Annotated in this window: 29 protein-coding genes, 1 tRNA gene and 1 pseudogene; 22 read left to right on the top strand and 9 right to left on the bottom strand. The window is 41.1% G+C overall.

Translation table 11 applies throughout. The features are described 5' to 3' along the window. The 16 genes and pseudogenes from JQM81_RS13795 to JQM81_RS06830 all read left to right on the top strand — a co-directional run. Nucleotides 1-168, top strand: a pseudogene (locus JQM81_RS13795) (chromosome partitioning protein ParB); the annotation flags it as partial. Between the two features lie 3 nt (nucleotides 169-171). Continuing rightward, on the top strand, nucleotides 172-708 hold the full coding sequence (locus tag JQM81_RS06760) for a DUF4446 family protein (RefSeq protein ID WP_235232780.1): 537 nt from the start codon (nucleotides 172-174) through the stop codon (nucleotides 706-708). Nucleotides 709-740: 32 nt separating this feature from the next. Then, complete coding sequence (gene serS / locus JQM81_RS06765) at nucleotides 741-2,027, top strand: serine--tRNA ligase (RefSeq protein ID WP_235232781.1); 1,287 nt, start codon at nucleotides 741-743, stop codon at nucleotides 2,025-2,027. A gap of 18 nt (nucleotides 2,028-2,045) precedes the next feature. Continuing rightward, nucleotides 2,046-2,921: a DUF3881 family protein gene (locus JQM81_RS06770; protein WP_235232782.1), complete on the top strand. Its 876-nt coding sequence runs from the start codon at nucleotides 2,046-2,048 to the stop codon at nucleotides 2,919-2,921. 788 nt (nucleotides 2,922-3,709) lie between these two features. Beyond that, nucleotides 3,710-3,781 (top strand) — tRNA-Arg (locus JQM81_RS06775). A gap of 579 nt (nucleotides 3,782-4,360) precedes the next feature. After that, complete coding sequence (locus tag JQM81_RS06780) at nucleotides 4,361-5,236, top strand: ParB/RepB/Spo0J family partition protein (protein WP_235232783.1); 876 nt, start codon at nucleotides 4,361-4,363, stop codon at nucleotides 5,234-5,236. 18 nt (nucleotides 5,237-5,254) lie between these two features. Further along, nucleotides 5,255-6,040, top strand: a complete 786-nt coding sequence (locus JQM81_RS06785; protein WP_235232784.1) for a ParA family protein — start codon at nucleotides 5,255-5,257, stop codon at nucleotides 6,038-6,040. After that, nucleotides 6,030-6,947, top strand: a complete 918-nt coding sequence (locus JQM81_RS06790) for a ParB/RepB/Spo0J family partition protein (RefSeq protein WP_235232785.1) — start codon at nucleotides 6,030-6,032, stop codon at nucleotides 6,945-6,947. The genes JQM81_RS06785 and JQM81_RS06790 overlap by 11 nt, the downstream gene beginning before the upstream one ends. Beyond that, the gene (locus tag JQM81_RS06795) at nucleotides 6,947-7,297 is read left to right on the top strand and encodes a replication initiator protein A (protein ID WP_154432768.1); all 351 of its coding nucleotides are present in this window, start codon (nucleotides 6,947-6,949) and stop codon (nucleotides 7,295-7,297) included. Before JQM81_RS06790 ends, JQM81_RS06795 begins: the two co-directional genes overlap by 1 nt. 47 nt (nucleotides 7,298-7,344) lie before the next feature. Continuing rightward, complete coding sequence (locus JQM81_RS06800) at nucleotides 7,345-8,337, top strand: DUF6017 domain-containing protein (protein ID WP_154581413.1); 993 nt, start codon at nucleotides 7,345-7,347, stop codon at nucleotides 8,335-8,337. 17 nt (nucleotides 8,338-8,354) lie between these two features. After that, nucleotides 8,355-8,651, top strand: coding sequence for a hypothetical protein (locus JQM81_RS06805; protein ID WP_154581414.1), 297 nt, complete (start codon nucleotides 8,355-8,357; stop codon nucleotides 8,649-8,651). A gap of 15 nt (nucleotides 8,652-8,666) precedes the next feature. After that, nucleotides 8,667-9,098, top strand: coding sequence for a hypothetical protein (locus JQM81_RS06810; protein ID WP_154432771.1), 432 nt, complete (start codon nucleotides 8,667-8,669; stop codon nucleotides 9,096-9,098). Between the two features lie 171 nt (nucleotides 9,099-9,269). Continuing rightward, a complete protein-coding gene (locus tag JQM81_RS06815; protein WP_235232786.1) occupies nucleotides 9,270-9,593 on the top strand; it encodes a helix-turn-helix domain-containing protein in 324 nt (107 codons plus the stop codon). Between the two features lie 57 nt (nucleotides 9,594-9,650). After that, nucleotides 9,651-10,370 (top strand): hypothetical protein, encoded by a 720-nt coding sequence (locus JQM81_RS06820; protein ID WP_154432773.1) that lies wholly within the window; start codon nucleotides 9,651-9,653, stop codon nucleotides 10,368-10,370. A 14-nt stretch (nucleotides 10,371-10,384) separates the two neighbouring features. Beyond that, nucleotides 10,385-10,723: an MmcQ/YjbR family DNA-binding protein gene (locus tag JQM81_RS06825; protein WP_154432774.1), complete on the top strand. Its 339-nt coding sequence runs from the start codon at nucleotides 10,385-10,387 to the stop codon at nucleotides 10,721-10,723. Next, nucleotides 10,720-10,911, top strand: a complete 192-nt coding sequence (locus tag JQM81_RS06830) for a hypothetical protein (RefSeq protein WP_235232850.1) — start codon at nucleotides 10,720-10,722, stop codon at nucleotides 10,909-10,911. Before JQM81_RS06825 ends, JQM81_RS06830 begins: the two co-directional genes overlap by 4 nt. Here JQM81_RS06830 and JQM81_RS06835 read toward each other — a convergent pair. The 6 genes from JQM81_RS06835 to JQM81_RS06860 form a co-directional block, all read right to left on the bottom strand. Continuing rightward, nucleotides 10,899-12,557: a recombinase family protein gene (locus JQM81_RS06835; RefSeq protein WP_235232787.1), complete on the bottom strand. Its 1,659-nt coding sequence runs from the start codon at nucleotides 12,555-12,557 to the stop codon at nucleotides 10,899-10,901. The two genes, JQM81_RS06830 and JQM81_RS06835, sit on opposite strands and share 13 nt — an antisense overlap. Nucleotides 12,558-12,665: 108 nt before the next feature. Next, entirely contained in the window at nucleotides 12,666-12,968 is a 303-nt protein-coding gene (locus tag JQM81_RS06840) for a hypothetical protein (RefSeq protein ID WP_071132118.1), read from the bottom strand. Beyond that, nucleotides 12,965-13,819 carry a hypothetical protein gene (locus tag JQM81_RS06845; RefSeq protein ID WP_420370570.1) on the bottom strand — a complete coding sequence of 285 codons (855 nt, stop codon included), beginning with the start codon at nucleotides 13,817-13,819 and terminating at the stop codon, nucleotides 12,965-12,967. The genes JQM81_RS06840 and JQM81_RS06845 overlap by 4 nt, the downstream gene beginning before the upstream one ends. Before the next feature lie 251 nt (nucleotides 13,820-14,070). Then, entirely contained in the window at nucleotides 14,071-15,291 is a 1,221-nt protein-coding gene (gene tet(40), locus JQM81_RS06850) for a tetracycline efflux MFS transporter Tet(40) (RefSeq protein WP_235232789.1), read from the bottom strand. A 253-nt stretch (nucleotides 15,292-15,544) separates the two neighbouring features. Then, nucleotides 15,545-17,464: a tetracycline resistance ribosomal protection protein Tet(O) gene (gene tet(O) / locus JQM81_RS06855; RefSeq protein WP_235232790.1), complete on the bottom strand. Its 1,920-nt coding sequence runs from the start codon at nucleotides 17,462-17,464 to the stop codon at nucleotides 15,545-15,547. 366 nt (nucleotides 17,465-17,830) lie between these two features. Continuing rightward, complete coding sequence (locus JQM81_RS06860; RefSeq protein WP_015535394.1) at nucleotides 17,831-18,205, bottom strand: TnpV protein; 375 nt, start codon at nucleotides 18,203-18,205, stop codon at nucleotides 17,831-17,833. Between the two features lie 37 nt (nucleotides 18,206-18,242). Between JQM81_RS06860 and JQM81_RS06865 the strand changes: the two genes are divergently transcribed. Next, on the top strand, nucleotides 18,243-18,644 hold the full coding sequence (locus JQM81_RS06865) for a DUF188 domain-containing protein (RefSeq protein WP_268826466.1): 402 nt from the start codon (nucleotides 18,243-18,245) through the stop codon (nucleotides 18,642-18,644). 235 nt (nucleotides 18,645-18,879) lie between these two features. Here JQM81_RS06865 and JQM81_RS06870 read toward each other — a convergent pair whose 3' ends face one another. The 3 genes from JQM81_RS06870 to JQM81_RS06880 all read right to left on the bottom strand — a co-directional run bounded on the left by JQM81_RS06870 (nucleotide 18,880) and on the right by JQM81_RS06880 (nucleotide 21,849). Beyond that, a complete protein-coding gene (locus JQM81_RS06870; protein WP_002584327.1) occupies nucleotides 18,880-20,340 on the bottom strand; it encodes an Lsa family ABC-F type ribosomal protection protein in 1,461 nt (486 codons plus the stop codon). Between the two features lie 490 nt (nucleotides 20,341-20,830). Next, a complete protein-coding gene (locus tag JQM81_RS06875; protein WP_235232791.1) occupies nucleotides 20,831-21,355 on the bottom strand; it encodes an ImmA/IrrE family metallo-endopeptidase in 525 nt (174 codons plus the stop codon). A gap of 83 nt (nucleotides 21,356-21,438) precedes the next feature. After that, complete coding sequence (locus JQM81_RS06880) at nucleotides 21,439-21,849, bottom strand: helix-turn-helix domain-containing protein (protein WP_235232792.1); 411 nt, start codon at nucleotides 21,847-21,849, stop codon at nucleotides 21,439-21,441. A gap of 316 nt (nucleotides 21,850-22,165) precedes the next feature. Here JQM81_RS06880 and JQM81_RS06885 point away from each other — a divergent pair, with 316 nt between their 5' ends. The 5 genes from JQM81_RS06885 to JQM81_RS06900 all read left to right on the top strand — a co-directional run bounded on the left by JQM81_RS06885 (nucleotide 22,166) and on the right by JQM81_RS06900 (nucleotide 25,505). Beyond that, entirely contained in the window at nucleotides 22,166-23,437 is a 1,272-nt protein-coding gene (locus JQM81_RS06885) for a DNA repair protein (RefSeq protein ID WP_235232793.1), read from the top strand. A 15-nt stretch (nucleotides 23,438-23,452) separates the two neighbouring features. After that, nucleotides 23,453-23,869: a YolD-like family protein gene (locus tag JQM81_RS06890; protein WP_235232794.1), complete on the top strand. Its 417-nt coding sequence runs from the start codon at nucleotides 23,453-23,455 to the stop codon at nucleotides 23,867-23,869. Between the two features lie 59 nt (nucleotides 23,870-23,928). Further along, entirely contained in the window at nucleotides 23,929-24,057 is a 129-nt protein-coding gene (locus JQM81_RS13585) for a hypothetical protein (protein ID WP_268825326.1), read from the top strand. Nucleotides 24,058-24,102: 45 nt separating this feature from the next. Further along, a complete protein-coding gene (locus tag JQM81_RS06895) occupies nucleotides 24,103-24,339 on the top strand; it encodes a hypothetical protein (RefSeq protein ID WP_154580941.1) in 237 nt (78 codons plus the stop codon). A 509-nt stretch (nucleotides 24,340-24,848) separates the two neighbouring features. Further along, a complete protein-coding gene (locus tag JQM81_RS06900; RefSeq protein ID WP_154433122.1) occupies nucleotides 24,849-25,505 on the top strand; it encodes a sigma factor-like helix-turn-helix DNA-binding protein in 657 nt (218 codons plus the stop codon). The last annotated feature ends 152 nt before the right edge of the window (nucleotides 25,506-25,657 follow it).

Below are 25,657 nucleotides of genomic sequence, written 5' to 3' on the forward strand. Positions count from 1 at the left end.
GATTTTATATACAATGATCTGGCCGAAAAAATGAAAGAAGTGATGGGAACAAAAGTAAACATCTCATCAAAAGGGAATGGTAAGGGGAAAATAGAAATAGAATATTATTCTGATAAAGAATTAGAACGTATGTTCGAAATGATAATGAGCATAAAAAGGGGAGAATAAAATATGGAAAGTAAGATACTGAAAGCACTGGGAATTGATCCAGCATTCATACTTATCTTCTTATTAATTTTAATTATTGTTCTATTCGTGTTATATGTGAATGTTACATTAAAATATAATAGATTAAAAAGTAGTTATAACACGTTTATGAAGGGGAAAGATGGAAAGACTCTTGAAGAGAGTATGAAAGAAAGAGTAGAAGAAATAGAATCTATTCTTAAAGTAACAAAACAAAATCGTATGGAAATTAAAGAAATCAACAAAAAAATAGATAGAAATTATCAAAAAGTTGGAATTGTAAAATACGATGCGTTTAATGAGATGGGCGGTAAATTAAGCTTTGCGTTAGCAATGTTAGATGGAAACAATAGTGGTTGGGTCATCAATGCAATGCACAGTAGAGAAGGATGTTATACCTATGTAAAGGAAATCCTAAAGGGTGAGAGCTATGTCGAGTTAGCTGAAGAAGAGGCAGAAGCATTAGATAAAGCAATCTTCGAAAACTATGATATGGATATCAAAGATATAAAGAATAAATAATTCAACATACGAAAAATGAGGAGGAAATGAACATGTTAGACATTAAATTTGTAAGAATGAATCCAGATGTTGTAAAGGAAAACATCAAAAAGAAATTTCAGGATGAAAAATTACCACTGGTTGATGAAGTATTAGAATTAGATCAGAAAAACAGAGATATTAAGCAAGAAGTAGAAGCACTCCGTGCTGACAGAAATAAGATTTCAAAAGAAATCGGTGCATGTATGGCACAGGGCAAAAAAGAAGAAGCAGAAGAATTAAAGAAAAAAGTTCAGGAGAATGCTGACAGAGTAGAAAGTTTGTCTGCAGAAGAAAAAGAAGTAGAAGCAAAGATAAAGAAAATCATGATGACAATTCCAAATATCATCGATCCATCTGTACCAATTGGAAAAGATGACAGTCAGAATGTTGAAATTGAAAAGTATGGTGAGCCTGTGGTTCCAGATTTCGAGATTCCATATCACACAGAGATTATGGAAAGCTTTAATGGAATTGATCTTGAAAGTGCAGGAAGAGTAGCAGGTAATGGATTCTATTATCTGATGGGTGATATTGCGAGACTTCATTCTGCAGTTCTTGCTTATGCGCGTGACTTTATGATTGGACGTGGATTCACATATTGCATTCCTCCATTTATGATCAGAAGTAATGTTGTGACAGGTGTTATGAGTTTCGCTGAAATGGATGCCATGATGTATAAGATTGAAGGTGAAGACCTGTATCTGATTGGAACCAGTGAACATTCTATGATCGGAAAATTTATTGACACAATGTTGACAGAAGATCAGCTTCCTCAGACATTGACTAGCTATTCACCATGTTTCCGTAAAGAAAAAGGAGCACATGGAATTGAAGAACGTGGAGTATACAGGATTCACCAGTTTGAAAAACAGGAAATGATCGTAGTATGTAAGCCAGAAGAAAGTAAGATGTGGTATGACAAATTATGGCAGAATACTGTAGATCTGTTCCGTTCTATGGATATTCCGGTACGTACTTTGGAATGCTGTTCTGGTGACCTTGCAGATTTGAAAGTAAAATCTTGTGATGTCGAAGCATGGTCTCCAAGACAGAAGAAATACTTTGAAGTAGGAAGCTGTTCAAATCTTGGTGATGCACAGGCAAGAAGACTTGGTATCCGCGTAAAAGGAGCAGATGGAAAATACTTTGCCCATACTCTCAATAATACAGTTGCAGCTCCACCGAGAATGTTAATTGCATTCCTGGAAAATAATCTTCAGGCAGATGGAACAGTAAGAATACCGGAAGTACTTAGACCATATATGGGTGGAACAGAAAAACTGATACCTAAGAAATAGTATTTGTAAGGAAATAATATGCATCAATATCTGAAAGCTATTGGATTTGGAAACATCAGCAGTAAAAAAGAACTGAATAAGATTCTTACACAAGTTGAAAATTCATTTACCCAGCATAATCTGATCGGACAGGATGAAGAAACTGATTTCTGTGAATATGAAAAAAAATATGGTGCGGGGATGGGAATTGCCCTGTGTGGTGATATGAATGTCGATGAATCATTTGAAAGACAATATTATTATCCATACTTTTTTGGAACAGGAATTACATCATATGCCGATGTGTGTATAGAGAAACGAATGGACAAAGAAGCATATGTTGGAATCTGTGAAGATGTAAAGATAGGGATTAACTTAATCTTTCATCTGCAAAATACAATAGAATACATGAAAGAAAGACAGATGTCAAAAAAAGGAATTAAGTATACATCCGTTACATTATCTGGACTTTCCACCGGAGGCACAATATTGCTTCCGGTGTTGAAAGATAAAGAACAAGAAAGAAGACAACAAGAAGAAGTTCATAACAGAATGTTGCTTGTAAGCGCTGCGAAAAGTGGAGATCCTTCGGCAATCGAAAGTCTTACAATGGATGATATTGATACATACTCGAAAGTATCAAGGCGTCTGGCATCGGAAGATGTATTCAGTATTGTAGACACATATATCATGCCACATGGCATTGAGTGTGATCATTATGCAATCTTAGGTGAGATATTAGAATTGCAGCAGATCATTAATGAAGAAACACAAGAACAGATTTATGTAATGAAATTAGAAGTTAATGGGTTGAATTTTGACATCTGTGTTCCGGTAAAAGAAGTGATAGGGGAACCGGCGGTTGGCAGAAGATTCAAAGGAAATGTGTGGATGCAGGGTAGAATAAACTTTTAATTGGGGACGTAGACTTTTTTAAAAAGTCTACGTCCCCAATTAAAAAATGTGGTGTACCTAAACGTAAAATACCCTGTACCCAACCAACACTTGATTTTCTTTTCTGTAAATGTTAGAATATGAAAAGTGCAAATGTTCTCTTAGTTAAATGGATATAACAAGTGCCTCCTAAGGAAGGAGCTTGACTGCGACCTTTGAGTTTAGAAAAAATGACTCAGTAGTTCGAATCCAGCAAGGGACACATGATAATAGCTTGCCACCAAAGGGTAGCGTTTCATTGTCAAAAGATGATACAATTCATCCGGAAGGCATTAAACAATAGAATAACCGGAGTCCGAGCCGGAACTTGTGAAGGGCTGAAAAAGCCTGTAAATAAGCCAAAAATCGGGCATGTCGTCATAGCTCAGCTGGATAGAGCACTCGCCTCCTAAGGTTGCGTTACAACGGCCACCTCAAAAAAAACTAAATAAGGGATTGCAGTTCGACTTTGATCGGGCTATAATCATATATCAGACACGTCCATATAGCTCAGCTGGATAGAGCACACGCCTCCTAAGAAGGAGCCGCGGCTGAACCCTGAAGGAAAAATGAAAAAAGAACTTGGAGTTCGAATCTATTCTGGAAGAGACAAAATTAACAACGGAGCTTTCCCCATTCTGGCGGATGCTCTACTGTTAATAAAATGAATAATCTGATGATATCCAGCTAATCAAAATTAGCTGAAAATCATAAAACGGTTACCGAACCAAAGTGGCAAAAACCCAGTGTTTAAGCCAAAAATCGGTAATGTCCTCTTAGTTTAACGGATAAAACAAGCGCCTCCTAAGCGCTAGCTGTGGGTTCGATTCCCGCAGGGGACGGTTACTAAAAAAGCGGTAATGATTAGCAGAAAATGCTATGTCATGAGCCGCTTTTTTCTTTGCAATGAGATAAGAAAAGGCAGGCAGGGAATGAATTTCCAGCTAATTTGAAGTGATTTTTGTTAGCTGGCAGCTAATCAAAAATGCTGTTTTGCAAACAGGAAAAAATGGACTTTCTGCTAACATCGGGGTTCGTTCCTGTTGAAACCTCAGATCGGGGATGTAAAACAAGGTAAAATGGAGTAAAATCCCTCGCTGAAAGGAACTTCTGCAAACATCCATTAGCTGAAACAATAGAATATTTCATTAGCTGTAGCTAATGCAAACGGGATGCTCGTTTGGATCAGATTCAAATATAAGAATCTAATCTAAACGGGCATTTTTTGATGCAACAGGGGAGCAATAGATTCTGATGACTGTGCTTGCACAAAGGAAGAAGAATCTATTAGCGACCCGCAAGAACATGAGTATGGAGCATGATAATGCGAAATACGAATGTTCTCAGGATTGTGGAAGCGTAAGCGGAACAATCCGTGTTGCAGCAAATGTTGTTTGGATTACAGGAAAAGGAGGAGTTCAATGGCAGAAAAAGAAAACGAATCAAACAGGCTGTTTGAGGATGAGAAAGTCATAGAAATTGAGATTGAAAGACTCAGATCTTTTAAAGACCATCCATTTAAAGTGACTGACGATAAAGAAATGCATCTCCTGAAGGACAGTATCAAACAGTATGGTGTATTGAATCCGCTGATCGTAAGGCCAGTGCCGGATGGAGTATATGAAATTATCTCAGGCCACAGAAGAAAATATGCGGCTCAGCAGCTTGGATATCGAAAAGTACCGGTGATTATACGAGTAATGAACGATGAAGAAGCCATTATTAAAATGGTAGATGCTAATCTACAAAGAGAACGGATCAGTTACAGCGAGAAAGCTTTTGCTTACAAAATGAAGAATGATGCTATGAAAAGGACTGCAGGAAGACCGCGTAGCCAAATCGACCACAATTTAAAAGGAAAGAGAACAGTGGAAATAATCGCAGAAGAAACAGGTGAAAGTCCAAAGCAGGTGCAAAGATATATTACTCTCACGAATCTGATTCCAGAGCTTTTACAGCAGTTAGATGATGAACTTATTTCCTTCAATCCGGCAGTTGAACTGGCAGCATTAAAGGAAAAGGAACAAAAACAGCTAATCGAAGCCATGGATTATGCTCAGTCAGTGCCCTCTCTTTCTCAGGCACAGCGAATAAAAAAATTGAGCAAAGATGGAAAGCTGACTTTAGAAAAGATGCAGGAAATTCTCAGTGAAATAAAAAAAGGAGAAATAACAAGAGTCACATTTACAAATGAACAGCTTCACAGATATTTTCCCAACAACTATACACCGGAAATGATGAAGCGTGAAATCGTAGCAATCTTAAAAATATGGATGGAACAATACTGGGACAAATAAGAAACGGAGGAATGAAGAATGTGTAAAGTAATCGCTGTTACAAATCAGAAAGGCGGGGTCGGAAAGACAACGACAACAGTAAACTTAGGGATCGGCCTGACGAAAGAAGGGAAAAAGGTGCTTTTGATTGATGCGGATCCCCAGGGAAGCCTGACAGCCAGTCTTGGGTATGTGGAACCGGATGATCTTGGTACTACCCTGGCAACAATTATGCTGGCAGTTATTAATGAGGAAGAAATAAAACCGGAGGATGGAATTCTTCATCATGAGGAAAATGTGGATCTGTTACCGGCAAATATTGAATTGTCAGCCCTGGAAGTAACACTGGGAAATGTGATGAGCCGGGAAATGATCATGAAAGATTATATCGAAATGATGAGAGAACGATACGATTATATCCTGATCGACTGTATGCCCAGCCTTGGCATGATGACGATCAATGCACTGGTTGCTTCGGATGCAGTTCTGATTCCGGTACAGGCAGCATATTTGCCGGTGAAAGGTCTCCAGCAGCTGATCAAAACCATTTCTATGGTAAAGAAAAGACTGAACAGGAAATTGCAGATTATGGGAATTCTGCTGACGATGGTAGATTTCCGAACAAACTATGCAAAGGATATTTCAATGATGCTCCATGTTACATACGGATCAAAGATAACGATTTTTGAAAATGTAATACCGTTATCCGTAAAAGCGGCAGAAACAAGTGCAGAGGGAATCAGCATTTATGCCCACTGCCCTAAGAGTAAAGTATCCAATGCATATAAGAATCTTACACAGGAGGTTTTGGAAAATGAAAAATAGAAGCGGCGAGAAAATCAAACTGACAAGTATTGATGAACTTCTGGGAGTTGTAAATGAAGAGTCTGCAATGGAGATCGAGATTGATAAAATACATCCTTTTGCCGGACACCCATTTAAAGTGATTGATGATGAAAAAATGCAGGATCTGATTGACAGTATTCAGGAAAATGGTGTACTTACTCCTGTTCTGATCCGTCCAGACAATCATGATGGTTATGAAATGATATCCGGACACCGGAGAATGCACGCAGCCCAATTGGCAGGTCTTGTAACCATACCAGCAATCGTTAGGGAAATGACGGATGATGATGCAGTAATCGCTATGGTAGATGCCAATATTCAGAGGGAGGAGTTACTTCCGAGTGAAAAGGCATTTGCTTATAAGATGAAACTTGAAGCAATGAAACGTCAAGCTGGCAGACCATCCAAAAATAATTCTGGTCAAAATGACCAGAATTTATCTGGACTGGTTTCAAGGGATGTTTTAGCCCAACAGGTTGGAGAAAGTTCAAAACAGATCCAACGTTTCATCCGTTTGACAGAACTTATCCCAGATTTACTGGAATTGGTAGATAAGAAACGTCTGAACTTTACCATTGCTGTTGATATCTCATATATTCCGCAGGATGTGCAGGAATGGATTTATGAATATATCTGTGACAATGGATTTATCAAACCAAATCAAATTGCAGCTTTAAGAAATTATCTTGGACAAGGACCGGTTACCCAGAGTCTGATGATCAGTATTCTGAATAGCCATATTCCGGTAAAGGCTCCGGCAAGAAAGGTAACTTTGAATGAAAAGAAGCTGACGAAATATTTTCCAAAGAATTATACATCGGAAGACGTGGAGAAAGTGATTGAATCATTATTGGAGAAATGGAAACAGGAACAGGAGGTAATGTGATGGATTTTAAATATATGTATGGAAAACAGGCGGATCAGTATTCTTTTATACATATTCCAAAGATGCTGGTTACTGAAAAAATATTTACGGGAATTACCATTCATGCAAAAGTTCTCTACGGTCTTCTTTTAGACCGTATGGGAATGGCGGTGAAGAATAAATGGGTCGATGAAAGAAACCGGATGTATGTTGTTTATCCGATTCAGGAAATCCAGAAAGACATGGGAGTAACCAGAAAAAAAGCAAGGGAATGTCTGACAGAGCTTGAAAATGCCGGACTTATAGAAAAGCATTTTAGAGGCATGGGGCTGCCAAGCATTTATTACGTAAAAGACTTTGCGGTAGCGTGAGTAAGAAATGTCCATTATGGAACTACTACCGCAGGAAAGGAGAAAATATGGATCAGAAATTGACATTTCGATACTTTTACGGGAATGAAGCTGATCAGTACAGCTTCTACCGGATACCAAAACTTTTATTCAAAAATGAATATTTTAAAAATCTGAGCAGTGATGCAAAGATATTATACGGTCTGATGCTGGATAGAATGTCTTTGTCCATCAAAAATCAGTGGTTTGATGAACAGAACCGGGCATACATCTATTTTTCCATTGAAGATATCATGGAACTGTTGAACTGTGGAAGGAATAAAGCTGTAAAATCGCTGCAGGAACTGGATGATGAGAATGGAATCGGTTTGATTGAAAAGCGCAGGCAGGGATTTGGAAAAGCTAACATCATATATGTAAAAAGCTTCATGGTCTATGAGGAACAGGCGGAACAATCAGCAGAGGAAGCACAGAAGTTTACAAAACAAACCAATGTTGATACTCTGGAAGATGCAGAAGTTTATAAAACAAACTCCATGAAGTCCCAAAAACAAACTTCAAGAAGTCCTGAAAATAAACTTCAAGAAGTTTGCAATTCAAACTCTAATTATAATAATACTAGCGATATTAAAGAGAGTAAGAATAAATCAGATCAAATCATATCCGATAGACAGAGATCAGATGTTGATATGATGAATACGGTATCCGCTTATCAGGATCTCATCAAGGAAAACATAGATTATGAGTCATTACTTATTGCGTATCAGTATGACGAAGCATTGATTCAGGGCATTTATGAGCTTATTTTGGAAACAGTTCTGTGCAGTAGCGAAAAGATCCTGATCGCAAGTAACTGGTATCCGGCAGAACTGGTACGCGGCAAGTTTTTAAAACTGAATTATTCCCACATCGAGTATGTTCTTGACTGTTTCAAGAAGAATACATCAAAGGTGAAAAATATCAAGAAATATATGCTGGCAGCATTATTCAATGCCCCGACAACGATCGATGGGTACTATAAGGCAGAAGTGAATCATGACATGCCGCAGTTTGCTGTCTGACTGAGAGGAGGAGAAAGATGTTTTGTTTAAAGCTCATTGGGAAAATATTATTGATTCCGGTCTGGTTTATTCTCATAATCGTGGGAATACTCGTTAAGCTGGTTGTGAATATGGTTTCAATTGCTAAATCATTCGTGGTGCTTGGACTGGTAGCTTTGGCAATAGGAACGATTATCTGTTACCAGGATTGGGCGCAGGTTGTATTTTTGTTCTGCCTGATCGTTTCAGCATTTCTGGTTTTGTATGTAAGTGTATTTATAGATGCTGCGATTGATCTGGCCCGGGAAAAATTAGTGAGAATATTGTTAGCATAGAGGAGGAGAAGAACCATGATTAAAGAAAATAATTATATCCAATTACCACCGCTTCGTAGAGATACGGATTTGAAAGTGGTTATGGCATTGTGGGAATATGTAAAGATGCCAGAAGAATCCAGGCAAAAGGTCTTAGCATTTTTAGATGAATCAGAAAAGTATAATCCAAGTGGGGAGCTTCCCCCACTTGATTATCTGCAATCACTTCCTGTTGAAGATATCAATGATTTTGATAAAGTTATGGGAAAGATTATTAATGACATTATTGTAGAAGCATGTGATCTGGCTTGTTGGGTATATGTCTGTAAGTTTATAGAAGGATTGTCATTGGAACAGATTGTGGAGCAGAATAGAAGCGCAGAACAGTTTATTGCTGCTCTATTCTCTATGTTTGATAAATACATAGATATTCCTGATAACGATAGTAATAATATCAGACCATCATGAGTAAATTGATGCAGAACTGGGAACAAATATGATATACTAATGTAGTTCCTTATTTTTTTACCTGTATACTTCGTTATACCTAAGTATTTTGCATTGGAATATACAATCTGATAAGTTTCCTTAATTATAAGTACAATAAGGGTATCATATCGGAAATGAGGTGTAGAATACTTGCAAGCTGAGAACTATATTATTGCCAGGATTGAGCAGTTGTGTGAAAAAAAGAAATTTAGTAGGTACAGACTCGCTCAGAAATCTGGAATTGCCCAGTCATCTATTTCTACATTGCTAAACAGGAAGAGTGTTCCAACGATTCAGACGCTTGAGAAAATATGTGAGGGATTCGATATCACCCTTGCCCAGTTTTTTGCAGGTGATGAAGAAATTCCTGATTTAACAGCAGATCAGAAACAGTTGCTTTATGACTGGAATGCGATGGACGAACATCAAAAAGAGCTGGTAAAAGCGTATATACAGGGCATTATTAGAAAATAGGGACGTCTGTGCTGAGGGATGGCATAGTACGTCCTTATTTCAGCTTCGGGGGTTTTTATGAAAAGAAGTAATATTTTATGCTTTGTACTTATATTAGGGATTACTCTTTGTGGTTGTCAGACGCAGCCTGCAAAAACATCAACAACAAAACAACAGTTGGATCAGATGGATTATGAATCTGATGATGACTTTGAACTGTCTCTTCAATCATCAATCGGTAAAGAACAATGCTTTATTTGCGGAACACCGGCTGGTGGACTTTTGGAATATTATAGAAAATTCGATTCAATTGGGATTATCCATTGGGCCGATATGTCAGTCACTGACACCCGGATCCGAGAATATGATGATGATGGAAATGAAAAGATTGATTCTGGGCATATGAGCACAATGGTAAATTCTTTTGGAGAGGATTATGGTTCTATTATGACACACTCTCAACCGGATAGATGTATTGCGGAACCCAATATACACCTTGGAGAGAAAGATACGATAGACTGTGAAACTCTCAAAGATCAATTGTGTCAGGATTGTCTGGATAAGGTGTGTGAATTTTATGAAGATCAGGTAAACAGTGATAATGATGAATATCTGGAAAGCACAGGGTACTCACTAATTGATTTTACAACAGGAGAACTTTATACCCTATCTGATCCGTATCGGGGATATAGTATTCGGGATTATATGATCCGGTATGATTATAGAGAACAGGGAGACGGAGAAAAATATATAGATTTGCTGATCTTCTATGCTCCGATCCGGGGAGAGGAAGGTTAAGAAAAGAGGAAACTATGCAGACAAGGCAGGAGGCAATACAATATTGCCATTCATTTCAAGATGTATATGAAGATTATCCTTTTCATGATGATAACTGGTGTGTTATGCGTCATAAGGGAAATAAGAAAACATTTGCGCTTATTTATGATAAAGATGGTTATGTATGGATAAATGTAAAATGTGATCCGGAATGGAGAGAGTTCTGGAGAAATGCTTTTGAATCTGTGATCCCAGCTTATCATATGAACAAGACACACTGGAATTCTATTATCTTGGATGGCTCTGTTCCTGATAAAGATATCTGGCGGATGATCGGGGAAAGTTATGATCTGACGAAAGGAAAGAAAAAATGAGGATATTAGTAGATGCGGATTCCTGTCCTGTGGTGTCAATCGTAGAAAAAACAGCAAAGAAATATGAAATCCCTGTTGTTCTTTTATGTGATACAAACCATGAGTTAAACCAGATAGGGATAAAAATAGATATGTATCGGCAGGAGTACAGATTTACTCCTGCTTTCGCCTTTATTCAGGCGGTTTGACGTGTAGTACGCCGCATATATTCCCGCTCCATTTCCCGCATTTCCTCGTCTGTGGGAATATCCACAATCCCGACATAGGAATAGTAAATGTCGATTTGCTGTGTCCGTTTCCCGTCCTTTTTCTCACGCTCATGGATTACGATTTTATCCACAAATGCGTTTAGGATTTCGGGCGTGAGTTCGTCAATGCGGGTATATTTCTTCGTGACGGCTATCAGCTTTGCTACATTGGTCACTTCCATATCGGCTTGGCTGACCTCTGCGGTCAACGCTTCGATTTCACGCTTTAACTGTCCCTGCTCCGCTTCATATCCGTCTGACAGCTTGCAAAAGCGTTCGTCATTCAGTTTTCCGCTGACATTGTCCTCGTAGATTTTGCGGAACAGGCGGTCAAGCTCATCCATCCGCTTTTCGTCTTTTTCTATCTGTTTCTGCTTTGCGGACAGTTCGTATCGGCGTTCCGCAAGGGTGGTGTCTATCTGCCGTCGGATAAATACCCGCTCAAACTGCTGTAAATAGGACAGGAAATGCTGAAGCTGTTTCAAAACCAACTGGTTTAATGCGTCCTCTCGGATATAATGCTGCGTGCAGTTCTGCGTGCGGCTCGTCCGTTTGTACTGCGAACAGCGGAAATGGGCGTATCCGTTGGCAGTGGCAAGGCTTAACTTTGCCCCGCAGTCGGCACAATAGAGCAGTCCAGAAAACATGCTCGTAATCCCGCTTTTGTTCGGTCTGCGTTTGTTTTCCCGTATTATCTGTACCTTTTCCCATATATCCCTGTCAATGATGGGGGCATGGGCATTTTCGATATACGCCCGCCTGTCCTTTGCGGTGGGGATGCGTTTTTTGCTCTTAAAGCCAAGCCTTGTGGATTTGAAGCTTTCCGTTATGCCGATATATGCTACGTTTTCCAGAATGGCGGCTACGGCAGATGTTTCCCAGCAATACGGGTCTTCCGACACTTTTGCAACGCCGATTCCCTTTGACGCTTTGTAGGCTGACGGGGTAAGCGTCCTGTCTTTCCAGAGGGTTGTGGCTATGGCAGACACGCCCTTTCCCTGCATGCAGAGGGAGAATATCCTGCGGACGACTGCCGCCGCTTCCCCGTCCACAAGCCATCGGGTCTTGTCATCTGGATTCCGTAAATATCCATAAGGCGGCGCACCCAGATGTTCGCCTGCAAGCCCCTTCGCTTTCTTAACTTCCTTTACCTTTTTGCTCGTGCTTTTGGGATACCATTCGTTAAAAAGGTTGGTAAAGGCGGCAAATTCATTGCTCTCAAGGCTGCCAGTGTCCACGTTGTCCATGATGGCGATGAACCTCACGCCCGCTTCGGGATAGATGATTTCGGAGTAAGAGCCGACCTCAATATAATTCCTGCCGAAGCGTGACAAATCTTTGACAATGACTGTCTTTACAAGCCCTTTTTCAATATCCGCCGACATTTCCTTAAAGCTTGGGCGGTCAAAATTCGTACCCGTATAGCCGTCGTCCACATAGAATTTCGGGTTAGGGAAACCGTGTTCCTTTGCGTACTTCATCAGATATTCTTTCTGGTTTACAATGCTGTTGCTCTCGCCTTCCCGTCCGTCGTCCTGGCTTAAACGGCAGTACAAGGCGGTAAATTTTTCCTGCTGTCTTTTCATAAGGTTCTCCTTTCCGACAGCAGACACGGTATTGTGAAGTGTAGGTACAGTGTACCATACCTGTCCTCAAACTTCAACGCTTTAAAGCGGTAATTCTTCTGCGGTCTGCTATGCTCCGTCATCGCCACTCCAATCCCCGTCATTATAACATTCATATCCCTGCATGCCACGCATAAAAATATCCGTAAGCTTGGAAAGCAAATCCCGCCCGTCCTTTCGGAAATGGGCGTCGACGGTGTATTCCGTGCCGCCGATTTTCTCGGTAAAGCTCATCTGCTCTGGAACACGGACAAGGGGAGTGACGTTTTGGACGGGCGGCAGAGGGGGATATACTTTATCGGGATTTACCATAGGGGCGTCCCTGTATTCCTCCATGATTGCCTGTATTTCTTCTTCGGACTTTCTGCTCATCGCAATGATTCCTCCCTCCTGCGGTCTGTTTTGCCTGCCCTCCCGTTCTGGTTTGAACGCTGTTTTTCAGCCGTATCGTGGATTTGGTTTAAACAATCATCAATGTGGGCAGAGCGTTTTTCAATTCCATCCGCATATTTCAGCCGCTTTCGCAGTTCTGTTATCTGCTCCGTCACTCCGTTTTTTTCTTCTCGGAGCGTTTCTTTCTCGGCGGGTGAAGCACGCCGTATCTTATTCTGCAAGTGCCGCCGATAGTCGGTAAGCATGTCCATTTCCGTCTGGTTTTTCTCCCTGTCGGCGTGCAAATCGGAGAGGGTGGAGATGTCATGCTCTGACATATAGCGTACCTGTGCGGTAATCTCGTCCAGTTTCCGAAGCTCCTCTTTCATCAGCGGGCTTGTCGGCTTGTAGTCCGTGCCTTTCGGGAATATCCCCAACTGATAGCACCAGTAATAATACAACGCTAAGATTCCCGTGGTTTTCTGGTGCGGTTTCCAAGCCTTTTTATATTCCTCTGGCATATGGGGAGAGTAGGAAATCCTCGCTTTATAGTTCCCGTACCTTGCCCTTGTGCCTAAATGTGAGCGGATAAAATCGGGCGTTAAGCGTTCATCAAGCGTATCTAATCTTGTAAAATGCTTATACTGCGGCAGCTTCATCTTCCAATGCCCGCCCGAAAAATCAACCTCGTAGCCTTTGTCGGTAAGGTATCTCATCATGTGCGGAATATCCCGACTGCCGCTGATTGCCTCCGCCAAATCTTCCAGATAGACGTTGTAGCGTGTCGGCTTGCCGCTCTTTTCATCCAGATACAGCGGTCTTGAAGGGGCTTTCTTCGGGTTCTCAATCACCGATAATCCGTACTCTCTGCACAAGCGGTCTGACGTTTCCCTTAGCCGTTTCTGCTCCGATTTTGAGTAATTATATTTGCTCCCATCCAGATATGCTCATGTGTGGTAAAGTATCACAAGAAAATTATGTCGAATTGACAGCCGCCTCCGCTATGCCGAATAAGGAGATAAAGAGTCCTCAAATTTTGCGCTGCTAAATGAAGACGAGCGGAAGTAATCTCCCGCTCGTCAGTAAACTTAACTATGCCATATCAATCCCGCTTCTTTCCCGCCACTGGCACCAAGAACAGCGCGGGCAACAGCAGGAAAGCGGTGCAGACCAGCCCCCAGGGTATGGACACCTGTTGGGCTACCAGCCCCACAATAGGCCCGCCGATGATCTGCCCGAAAGAGTCCAGTTGTCCACTGGTAGAAAAGACTGTGGCGCGCATTTTCTCCTCCACATGGTCGTTCATCCAGGCGGCCAGCACCGGCTCCTTGATGGTGCGCATAAGCCCCGCCAGGAGGAACATCAACAACATGAACCAAAAGCTCCGCCCCACCGCAAAGAGAACTAGGCACAGGATATACCCGGCGCTGGTGGACATGACCACACTGGTTCGGCTGACAGTCCCTTTTTTCTCCATGCGGGCGATGAGCAACTGAGAAGCCAGAATACCTAAGCCGTTGCCGATAAGACTGATAACACCGAACCAAGTGACGCTGTTCAGTGGCCCGATAACGGGTATTACCGTGTCATCCAGAAAATGAGCGGTGGAGAGCCGGTCAAAGCCTTCACTGGCAAGTCCCCCGCACAGTGTGATTGCTAAGAGCGCCAGCAACACAGGTGCGCCTTTCACAAAGCCCAGGTTGAGCTTGAACAGGCAGACAAAGTCTTTAAGCAAGCCCTGCCGTTCCTCAATAGCAGGGGAGAAGTTGGTTTCTGGCATGATGCGAACCAGCACCAGCCCCAGCAGCAAGCACAAACTGCCCCCCAAGATGATAGGCATTTGCAGGTTTATGTTTCCCAGCAGTGTGCCCAGCACCACGCCCAGAACGCCGCCGATTTGCCCCATTTGACTGCCACGCAGGAACACCTTATCCATGGGCTTGTCCTCTTCCTCCGAGGCAATCCACGCCTCCAGAGCGCCGGTGATGAAGGTATCACCGCAACCCCAGACAACCTGGGCCAGCAGAACCGTCGCGAACCACGGCAGCGCACCCTCCATCAGAAAGCCCAGGCCGTAGAGGAACATTCCAATCAGCACCGAGCGCCGACGGCTATACAAATCCGCCACCACACCGGTGGGTATCTCGAACAGAAAGCAGGAGGTTTCCAGAACAGTCCCCACCAGGACAAGCTGAAAAGCATCCAGCTGCACCACCTCCAGGTGGTACACGATGGAAAGCACTGTGGCCATAGAAGCCGCCAGGGAAAAGACAAATCGGAACAGCAGATAGACAGAATATGCCTTTGAATTTTTAGAAAACATGAAGTTACATTCTCCTTTACGAATTAATTTGTGAAACAAGCCCGACTGCCGCGCAGGAAGGGCAAACTTCTCAGCCCTTTCTAACGGTGATTTTAGAAAAGACCTCCCAAAGTACCCAAAGCGCCGTTAAAAGACTTGTTTCCGTTTTTGCAGTTTGCCATAATGAATACCTCCGATACTGAAATTAGAACAACATGACCGTTCTTCTTCACGGAATTATAGCAAATGGGCTTGTGTTGTCAATGTAAAGCTGTTAGGCTAACTTGTGGAACATATGCCGAACCTTATCTATACGGCTATTCGGGCGGCGGGGTTGGCAAATAAGTTTACCAGTAGCTGGCTGGTATCCTTTTAACTCTGTCAAGCAGACTCCCTGCCCATTTGTGAAATAAGTTAAATCGTTCCTGTATTCTTGAATACATCTGGCAGGGATTTCTCCTTTCAGAATGACCTCGTCATTCTTTATCTGGGTACTTACAATATCTGCACAATACCTTGGGGCATCATGATACGCCCGTGAGAGATATTCCTGCGGTGCATAAATTTCAAATTGGAGATATGGCTCTAATAGTTCTGTCCCTGCTTTTTTTAAAGCCTGCTCCAATACGATAGGGGAAAGCAGCCGAAAGTCTGCGGGGGTACTTACAGGACTATAATACAATCCATATTCAAAACAGATTTTACAGTCTGTCACTTTCCATCCATACAGCCCCTGCTCGCAGCCATAAAGAACCCCCTCCATAACCGCATTTTGGAACGATTGGTTTAAATATCCAAGTGAAACTCTGCTTTCATACTGCACTCCACTTCCAATAGGGAGCGGCTCTATGGACAACCCGACAGAAGCCCAGAAAGGATTTGGCGGGACTTCTATGTGGATGGTATATTCTGCTTTTCTAAGCGGTCTTTCCATATATATAACAGTAGGCTCTTTTATTTCTGCCTCCACATGATATTTTTCCTCAAGGATGGCACAAATGACTTCCATCTGCACTTTCCCCAAAAAAGAAAGTATAATCTCATGCGTTGTAGTATCCACATAATATTTTAAAAGAGGGTCGCCATCTGAAATTTCTGTAAGTGCCCCAAGCAATATTTCCCGCTGTTCAGATTTCTTTGCTGCAATCGTTGTTTGGAGCATAGGGAGAGGATTTTCAATAAATGTTCTCTGCGGCAACAGCATTTCGTTCCCCAAAATACTGTTTAGCTGCAAAACATCATTTGGTAAAATTACAATATCACCAGAGCAGGCTGTATCGGATGAACATAATTCACCGTTTGTCGGAACACACATCTCTGTGATTTTTATTTTCTCTTTTTCAGATATTTTAATAACATCCCTCAAATGCAATGTTCCGCTATATATACGCACATAAACAAAACGCCGCCTTTTCTCTGAATATTCAATCTTAAAAACCTGCCCGCATAGTTCAGATTGACCTTCAGGCGTTGATGAATAAAACTTACTGGCAATCACTTCTATAAGCTGCCGAATCCCCAGATTGTTTTTAGCGCTTCCGTGATAAACGGGAAATAACGTTCCGTTTTGGAATCTCCTGTTTTCTTCCTGTTCCAGTTCTGACATTTTAAACGGTTTCCCTGACATATATTTCTCTAATAGTTCATCGTTTCCCATAATTACCGCATCCCACTGTTCCATATCGTCATTGTCCGTTACATTTATATGAGGATGCTGCCCAACCTTTTGCTTCACTATAATTTCCGAAGAAAGCTTTGCTTTCATTTCTTGATATACCATTGGCAAATCAATCCCCTCTTGGTCAATTTTATTGATGAAAAAAATTGTCGGAATCTTCATTGTCTGTAGTGCATGAAACAGTATACGGGTCTGTGCCTGTATGCCATCCTTTGCAGAAACTAATAATACTGCTCCGTCTAATACGGATAAAGAACGGTATACTTCCGCCAAAAAATCCATATGGCCTGGCGTATCTATAATGTTGACTTTTACATCCTCCCACTGAAAAGATGTCACTGCTGTCTGGATAGTGATTCCCCTTTGACGCTCCAAATTCATTGTATCTGTCCTTGTTGTGCCTTTATCTACGCTCCCTGGTTCTGCAATTGCACCACTGGTATACAATAAACTCTCCGTTAATGTTGTCTTTCCTGCGTCAACGTGAGCCAGAATGCCTAAGTTAATTATTTTCATGTGATTTTCCTCCTATCAACACCCAAAAAAGGGCATAAAAATACCCAGTGATAAATACTCCTATCACTGGGTAAATAACTCCAATAGCCCCAAAACACTTATATGTTTTCGGGCATATAAAATTACATGATAAAAGTATTCTTAAACTGGGTACAAAAAACTAAGCCCCATATTAAAAGTGAAACGGGACTGCTACTTTTTGTTCCCACTATCAAATTGACAGTTTATTTAAGAATACCTTGCCGCATATTTATTAACTCCTTGTATAATACTGAATCTAATTATATTCCTTAACCCTTTATTTGTCAAGCTGACAAACTAAAGCAGAAAAAGCGGCAGGATTTCCCCCTGCCACTAATCATCTGTTTATGCAAAAATAATTTCCTTTTCCACAATCTCCCTCGCACAAGCCCTTATGTTATTCGTTCTTCCAGTCCATTCTAAGGCGTTTTCTTCCTTTAGGCATTCCGTTATGCCCTGTGCTTGCTTCATGCCCTCTATGAGCCGTTCAAAGTGTTCCTGTGCCTGTCTGTCAATGTCGGCAAGGTAAGCATTGAGCCTGCCGCTTGTGAGAAGATTGGTGTATGTAATTTTGCGGTACTCCCGCAGATAGTCCAAGTGCCGCCGTCCGAATAAGTCTATCGACTGTTCCTTTTCGGGTGGTATGGTAAGGCAGGGTAAAATGTATTCGCCTTGCCGTTCGTATCTGCCGCCCATTTCCTCAAAGATTGATTGTACCATTTGTTTTTCCTCCAAATAAGATATTCACTCCATACTCATGTCTGCTATCATTAACACAATTTACGTTTTCTCCTTATCTGGTTTCATACATGTTTTATATTCAGATTACAGTGAAGTAATCACAGTGGGAGCCGGTGCTGATGCAGTAGATTTTAAACTGGTCAGTCTGTGCCAGAAAGGAGACATTGTTGTAACGCAGGATTATGGTGTCGCGGCAATGATTCTGGGTAAAGGTGCATATGGTATCCATCAGAGCGGTAAATGGTATACAGATGAAAATATAGATCAGATGCTGATGGAACGACATTTGACGAAGAAAGCCAGAAACTCAAAGAAAAAACATCATTTGAAAGGTCCGGCAAAGCGGACAGAGGCAGACGATAAAAGGTTTGAAGTGTCTTTGAATAAATTGATCGAGATGTATATTAAGGATAGGTAGTACAAAAATCAGGACGTAGGTTTTCAATCCCCTACGTCCTGATTTTTTTATTCCAATTCTACAAACTGGAATTTGAGTCTCTGTAAAGCTGGAATTAACCCATACAATTATTTTAATTTAGAGGTTCTTACGCAATTATCCGTATTTTGTAATTTTTCAATACTGGAATGCCAGTGTAAATCAGCATTCTCCATTTTTATTAAAGCGAAAAACGTAAAATTGCGGAAGAACCAATTTAGATATTCACAATTTTACTTGCCACAGTATCTCGAAAAACACTGTCATGTTCTACCAGGAGCATGGTCGGGGCAAACTCCGTTATGAGTTGTTCAATCTGCATACGTGAGTACACATCAATAAAGTTGAGCGGTTCATCCCATACATACAAGTGTGCCTTTTCACAAAGGCTTTTCGCAATTAGGACTTTCTTCTTTTGCCCGCCAGAAAAGTCTTTAATATCCTTTTCAAACTGTACACGCTCAAAGTCCATTTTCCTAAGAATTGCCTTGAACAAACTTTCATCAAGGTTGTTTTCTTCTGCAAACTCGGAAAGGGTTCCACATAAATACGATGTATCCTGTGGCACATAAGAAATTACAAGCCCAGAGCCAAGTGTTACTGTACCCGTATAATCTATGGACTGCCCGACTACCAACTTTAACAGGCTACTTTTGCCACTGCCGTTCTTTCCATCAAGCACAATGCGTTCTCCCTGTCTTATTTCAAACGAAACGGGTTCACAAACTGAAATGCCATCATAATAAACTACTACATTCGATAATGATGCAAGCAAATCTGTATGGTAATTAAGCGGTTGTATCTTGAGGGCTTCTGCGGTTTCCATATTTTTCAGCAATGCTGATTTTTGTTCGATTGTCTGTTGTTGTCTCGCTTCTATAGATTTTGAACGCTTCATCATTTTGGCGGCTTTATGACCGACATAACCTTTATCTGCTGCCCCAATTTTGGAAGCTTCTACACGTTCAGACCATACTGCAGCGCGTTTTGCCGACTGCTGTAATCGTCTGATGTCCTTTTGCAAACGTTCGTTCTGAGCCAGTTCAAATTCTTGCTGTCGCTCAAAATTTGACATCCATGATGAAAAGTTTCCTCTTTGCACTTCGATATTCGCTCGGTTAATCGATAGAATATAGTCAACACAATCGTCAAGAAAGCGACGATCGTGAGAAACTAAGATGAATCCCTTTTTCTTTTTCAGATATGCCGCCACACTTTTTCTCGCTTTGGCATCCAAATGGTTGGTAGGTTCATCAATCAGTAGGAAATGCCCTTCATTAAGAAAAAGAGCGGCAATCAAAACCTTTGTCTGCTCTCCGTTGGAAAGTGTTTCAAAAGGTCGCCAAAGCACATCGACATCAACATCAAGATAAGAAAGTTCTCGCATAAGTTCCCATTCTTCCGCAAGTGGGCAAATCTCCTGCAATATATCCTCTGTAATACGATTCTTATCTGAAACGGGATAAGGAAAATAATCAAACTGTACGGATGATAGGATTTTTCCACTATACTCATATTTCCCAAGCAGAAGATTCAGAAAGGTTGTTTTACCTCGTCCGTTTCTGCCCACAAAACCAAGCTTCCAATCGGTATCAACCTGGAAACTGACATTTTCAAAAACATTATCATAACTTGTCGGATATGAAAACGTAAGGTTTTCAATTTTAATCATTGACATAAATATTATCCTCCTTTGCATGTCATACGATACAAAGTCGGTTCGGTGAATGTTTACTACGTATAGATTTCACCAAAAGGAACCGACACTATACGGAGTGAATCATGTGTAACTATCTGTTCTGCACTATTCATAAAGCACCTCCAAAACAAAATAAGAGCCACAAGAAAGTTTATCCTTGCAGCTCGTCATAGCATAAAATAACACCACTAAGCAAAAGTGGCAACAGCACTATATTGAGTAAGATAGACATATAACTTTCTTGCAATAGACACAATAATGCCAAAGTATAGCACTACCGCATATTTTGATTTTATTTGCAAGAAAAGTTAATCATCTTCCCACCTCTTTCTAAATTTCAAAATATTATACCATAAATCGCAGGCAAATACAAGTGGTTATAAAAATTTAACAAATCGCTTATAATACAATCATATAACTTTACGCATTCCTTACTGACCGTAAAATTCCGATTTGTTTAATTCTTATTCTATTTCGCCAGAAAATTACTCTGTATCTCCATCGGCATATGATAAGCCTGCCCGCGTTTCATCAGGCTGTAGAGCTTGAAGCTCATGAGTTCCGGGCTGGCATTCAGGCTGCTACAGAATCCAAAATAATTCAGGTCTTCGTTCTTGGACATTTCAGCCACATCGTCGTCTTCGAGAAGAAGATCTGCAGCAAACAGATTGGCTTCATATTCTGTAGAATCCATCATATTGTAAAGCACATCATCCTTCATGGGAGCCATTTTCAGCTGTGACCGGTGCAGGATGATATGCCCCAGTTCGTGTGCAGCAACGATGCGCTGCTCTTCTTCAGAAAGGAAACTGCTGATCATGACATAGATCGTCTGGCAGCTCATGAAGCAGTAACCTTTTAATTTCTTATAATTCGATGTTTCTCCGACTACGACGTTCATGCAGTCGAGAAGTTCAAAAGGGTCTCTGGTCTTAAAGCGTTTGACCAGTTTTTCCACTTTTGCGTAGATATAACTATTTCCCAAATAAATCACCTCAAAAGATCCGTTATCTCAAAGATGCGGAGAGTTCCCCACAAGTATAATGTACTCCAAATGCTGTACAATAAAAAGGACACTTACTTTTCATTGAGATACTTTTTCGGTGTAAACTTCTTGGCACGTCTTTTGGAATCCAGATAAAGCATCTGGATCTCATCCATGAAAGCGGTTTTATCTTCATCAGATAATTCTCCACCGGCGAACATAGCGGCTGCCTGTTCCAGAATTTGCTGTGCCTGTCTGGCTCCTCTGGATCCATATTGTTCTGTGGCTTCTGTAATAAAGGATTCCTCTTCTGTCATGAGATAAGAAACATCACATCCCAAAGTATCCGCAAGTTTCTGATAAAGTTCATGCTGTTTTGGATAACGTCCTTCTTTCTCCCATCCGCCCACTGTTCTTAAAGATACACCGACTGCCTGAGCCAGTTGGGTTTGGCTCATATCCTTTGTCTTTCTCAATGTTTTTACTTTCTCACCGAATGTCATAACAATACCTCATTTCTAAGCTATTTCAGGTTTATTGACTTATCCCGGAGCAAAAGCAGGAAAGTAATTTCCTAAAATACGCAAGTTAACTCTTGACAATGCGAAATTGATTGCCTATAATGTGAATCACAACAGATAAGCAATTACTTGCATATAATATAAACAATATTTCCTATAATGTCAATATTAATCTCTTATAAATTGCCTATTTTAGCGGGTTTTCAGTTGTATTATTGCATCTGGAATGTGAATAAATGACGTAGGAAGAAGCAATTAGAAGAGAAAATAGGAAATTACGTGCAAAAGAGGTGAAAAAATGGGACGTCAGAAGTCTTTTATCTGTATCGATCTGAAATCCTTCTATGCGTCCGTCGAGTGTGTAGAAAGAGGCCTTGATCCATTTAAGACAAATCTGGTCGTTGCGGATCCGACAAGATCACAGTCTACGATCTGCCTGGCTATTACTCCGGCTATGAAGAAGCTGGGGGTGAAGAACCGGTGCCGCATCCATGAGATTCCGGCAGGTATTGAATATATTACAGCCATGCCGAGAATGCAGTTGTACATTGATTATTCTGCCAGAATATACAGTATCTATCTCCGGTATGTTTCCAAAGAGGACATTCATGTATACAGTATTGATGAATGTTTTATGGATGTGACGAATTATCTGTCCCTTTATCATATGACAGGAAAGGAAATGGCGGTTGAGCTTATGGATGCGGTGATGAAAGAAACCGGTATTACTGCTACTGCAGGGATCGGTACGAACCTGTATCTGGCAAAGGTTGCCATGGATATTGTGGCAAAACATGTGGAGGATCACATTGGTATTTTGAACGAGATATCCTACAGACAGCAGTTATGGGATCATCGTCCGCTCAGTGATTTCTGGAGGATTGGTTCCAGAACAGAAAAGAAACTTGCCGGTTATGGAATCCATACCATGGGAGATATTGCTTATACGTCTGTTACATCTGAGGAGTGGCTCTATAAGATGTTTGGAATCGATGCAGAACTGCTGATTGATCATGCCTGGGGGCTGGAATCCTGTGATATTCATGATATCAAGAATTACCACACGGAGGAACACAGCCTGTCTAACGGGCAGGTCCTCATGCGGAATTACTCTTTTGAGGAGGCAGCGGTGGTTGTCCGGGAAATGACAGACGTTCTTGTTCTGGATCTGGTGTCTAAAGGATTGATCACTGGCTCTGTCACACTTTGGATTGCTTATGATCATCGATATGAGCGGCCTTCATCCCATGGGACCGTGCGGCTGACATCTTTGACAAACAGTTCCAGCACTATCATGGATGAAGTGGATAAACTGTATCAGAAAATTACAGACCGTCATACAGGGATCCGGAGGATCGAGATCTGCGCCAATCGGGTCATGCCGGAAGGATATCTGCAGTATGATCTGTTTACAGATCCGGCTACAGTCGAAAAGGAAAAGAACTTACAGCAGGCTATTCTGGATGTAAAAAAGAAATATGGAAAAAATGCGATTATGCGGGGAGCTAATCTGCTTGACTGCTCTACATACAGAGAACGAAATAATCAGATTGGCGGTCATCGTGCATAAGGAGGTGCATAGATCATGATGGCAAGTGCGTATGCAAAATTAATTTATATGCCAAGACCGGTGTCCAACCGGCGAAAGATGGATGTGGGACACCGGGCAAAGCAGTTTGCACCGTTTGCTGCTCTTCGGGGATTTGAAGAGTCGGTCCGGAAAAAAGAGATCCTTTATGAATCCAGAAAGGATCTGTCTGAGGAAAAGAAGCAGGAACTGGACAGAAAGTTACAGTATCTTTCTACAGGTATGTGGATTCAGGCAACATATTTTGTCGAGAGTATGGAATTTCCGGGAAAAGGAAAGCTTTGTACCATTGAAGGAACTGTGGAATTCTTTGATCTGCAGATCCATCTCCGGATTGGAGATACAGAGATACCAATTTCAGATATTACAGATCTGTCTGGAAATGTGTTTGAAATATTAGAAGAACCCTGTTAATTATTTTTGTGGAAGTTTCCGCAAAACCGGCGGCGAGTGGGAGCTGACAGGAAGCGGAAATGAAAACAACAGATTGTCAAAGCCAGTCTGAATATGGAAATCGTGATTGCCCGCGCAGCTTTGGCGCTTACGGAATGGACAACCATGATGCTCATAAGGCGGATTTTTATTTCCCTTGGATCCGTTGAGTAATAAATGAAAGATCATATGTTATTGCTTAAAGGAGGAAGCCTATGGGATCAGGTAATATTAAATGGCATGTACACTGCTCTGTCTGTGGAGCATTTCTGGAGAAAAGTGCACAGAGCGATTCAGAAGTGGATTGCAAAAAATGCAGGAGTACATTGGAAATTTTGGTCAAAGATGATATTGTCTCTGTCCGTCCTCTGGTCATCCGGGATGAACAGTTGAAAGAAAGGATGTCCGTTTATTCCAGGAAGTTTATGAATCCTTCCGGAAAGAAATCATAAAAGTGAATAAGAATGAGATATCCGGCAGGGCGGTGAATTTGGCTGGAACCATCAAGACTGCACCGGATATCAAGAGTTTGTCAAGGAGCTGAATCTGACTGGAATCATTAAGAGCCCGGCAAAACATTTGTAACTGGTTTATGGAATCATTTTCGATTCTGTACGATCAAGTGCATTTGTTTTGCCGGTTTTTTTATTTTTTTCAAGATCCATGTTGTATAAGAACCCTTGAGACTTTGGATAGATAGAGGGATTTTTTATTCTGAAAACACAGGAAAAATATGAAAAACAGAATATCTGCAAAAATGAAAGGCCTCAAAAAGTTGTTTATTATGCAATGAAAAGAGAATAAGGAGGTAGAACACATCAGAGAAAAAGGTAGCTGAGGAGTCGCGGACTCCCGTTTAAAAAAAACGGGTTGGTCCGGGACTGTTTCCGCTACCAATTTTTATATTCCAAACAAATGCAGACTGGATCACCCGTAGCCGCAAGGCAGAAAGGTGGTCCATATGATGACATTAAAAGACTTAAAGAAGAGAGTTCCGGTTGCAGACGAGAAAAAAGTGATTTTGAGAAAAAAGGAGCTTTTGAATACAGGTGCGGAAATTGTTGTAAAAGAAATTATCGAAGATGGTGTGGAAATCAGTGTTTATGATAACGGATATGTTTTGTATGAAGAGGGAAGACATAGAACTGTTTTTCGCTTACATGAATGTAAGGACTATGATTACAGCGCGGTAGATGGCAGAAAAGATGCTTTTGGAGCAGACTTTTTTGAAAACGAAAACTGGTACATCTTACCGCTGATGGTTGGTATGGATCGTGTAGAAGACAGCAGACGGAGAATTCTGTCAAATCATAAAGTGATTTCTATTGATATTGAGGAGAATGATTTCTTTAGTATCAAAGCCCGTTGTGTACCTGATATGACAGAAAAAGTGCTTTGGAATGAAATGATGAGAGAAATTTCAGATCTTTTGAATGAACGACAGAGATATGCAGTAATTGCATATTATTGTGAAGGTGCATCTCAGGCTGAGATTGCAAAGAATCTCGAAATCTCTCAGCAGGCAGCTAGTGGACTGATCCAGAGAGCACTTGTGATTATCCGTAACTATATGCAAGTTAATCCAAGTGATGTCAAAAGAAAAAGAAATAAAAAATAATTTTCAATCCATGTTGTATAAGAGGCTCTGAATCTTTGGATAGGTATAAGGATTTATTTCCGACGTACCTTGAAAACTTCATAGCCTGCCCAGAATGATACCTGGCTTGAATATGCATCTTTCGCGTATCTGGCCAGAGCATACGTTTCGGA

It is taken from the genome of Faecalicatena contorta (assembly GCF_021531895.1).
In the GTDB taxonomy this organism is placed as follows: Bacteria; Bacillota; Clostridia; order Lachnospirales; family Lachnospiraceae; genus JAFBIX01.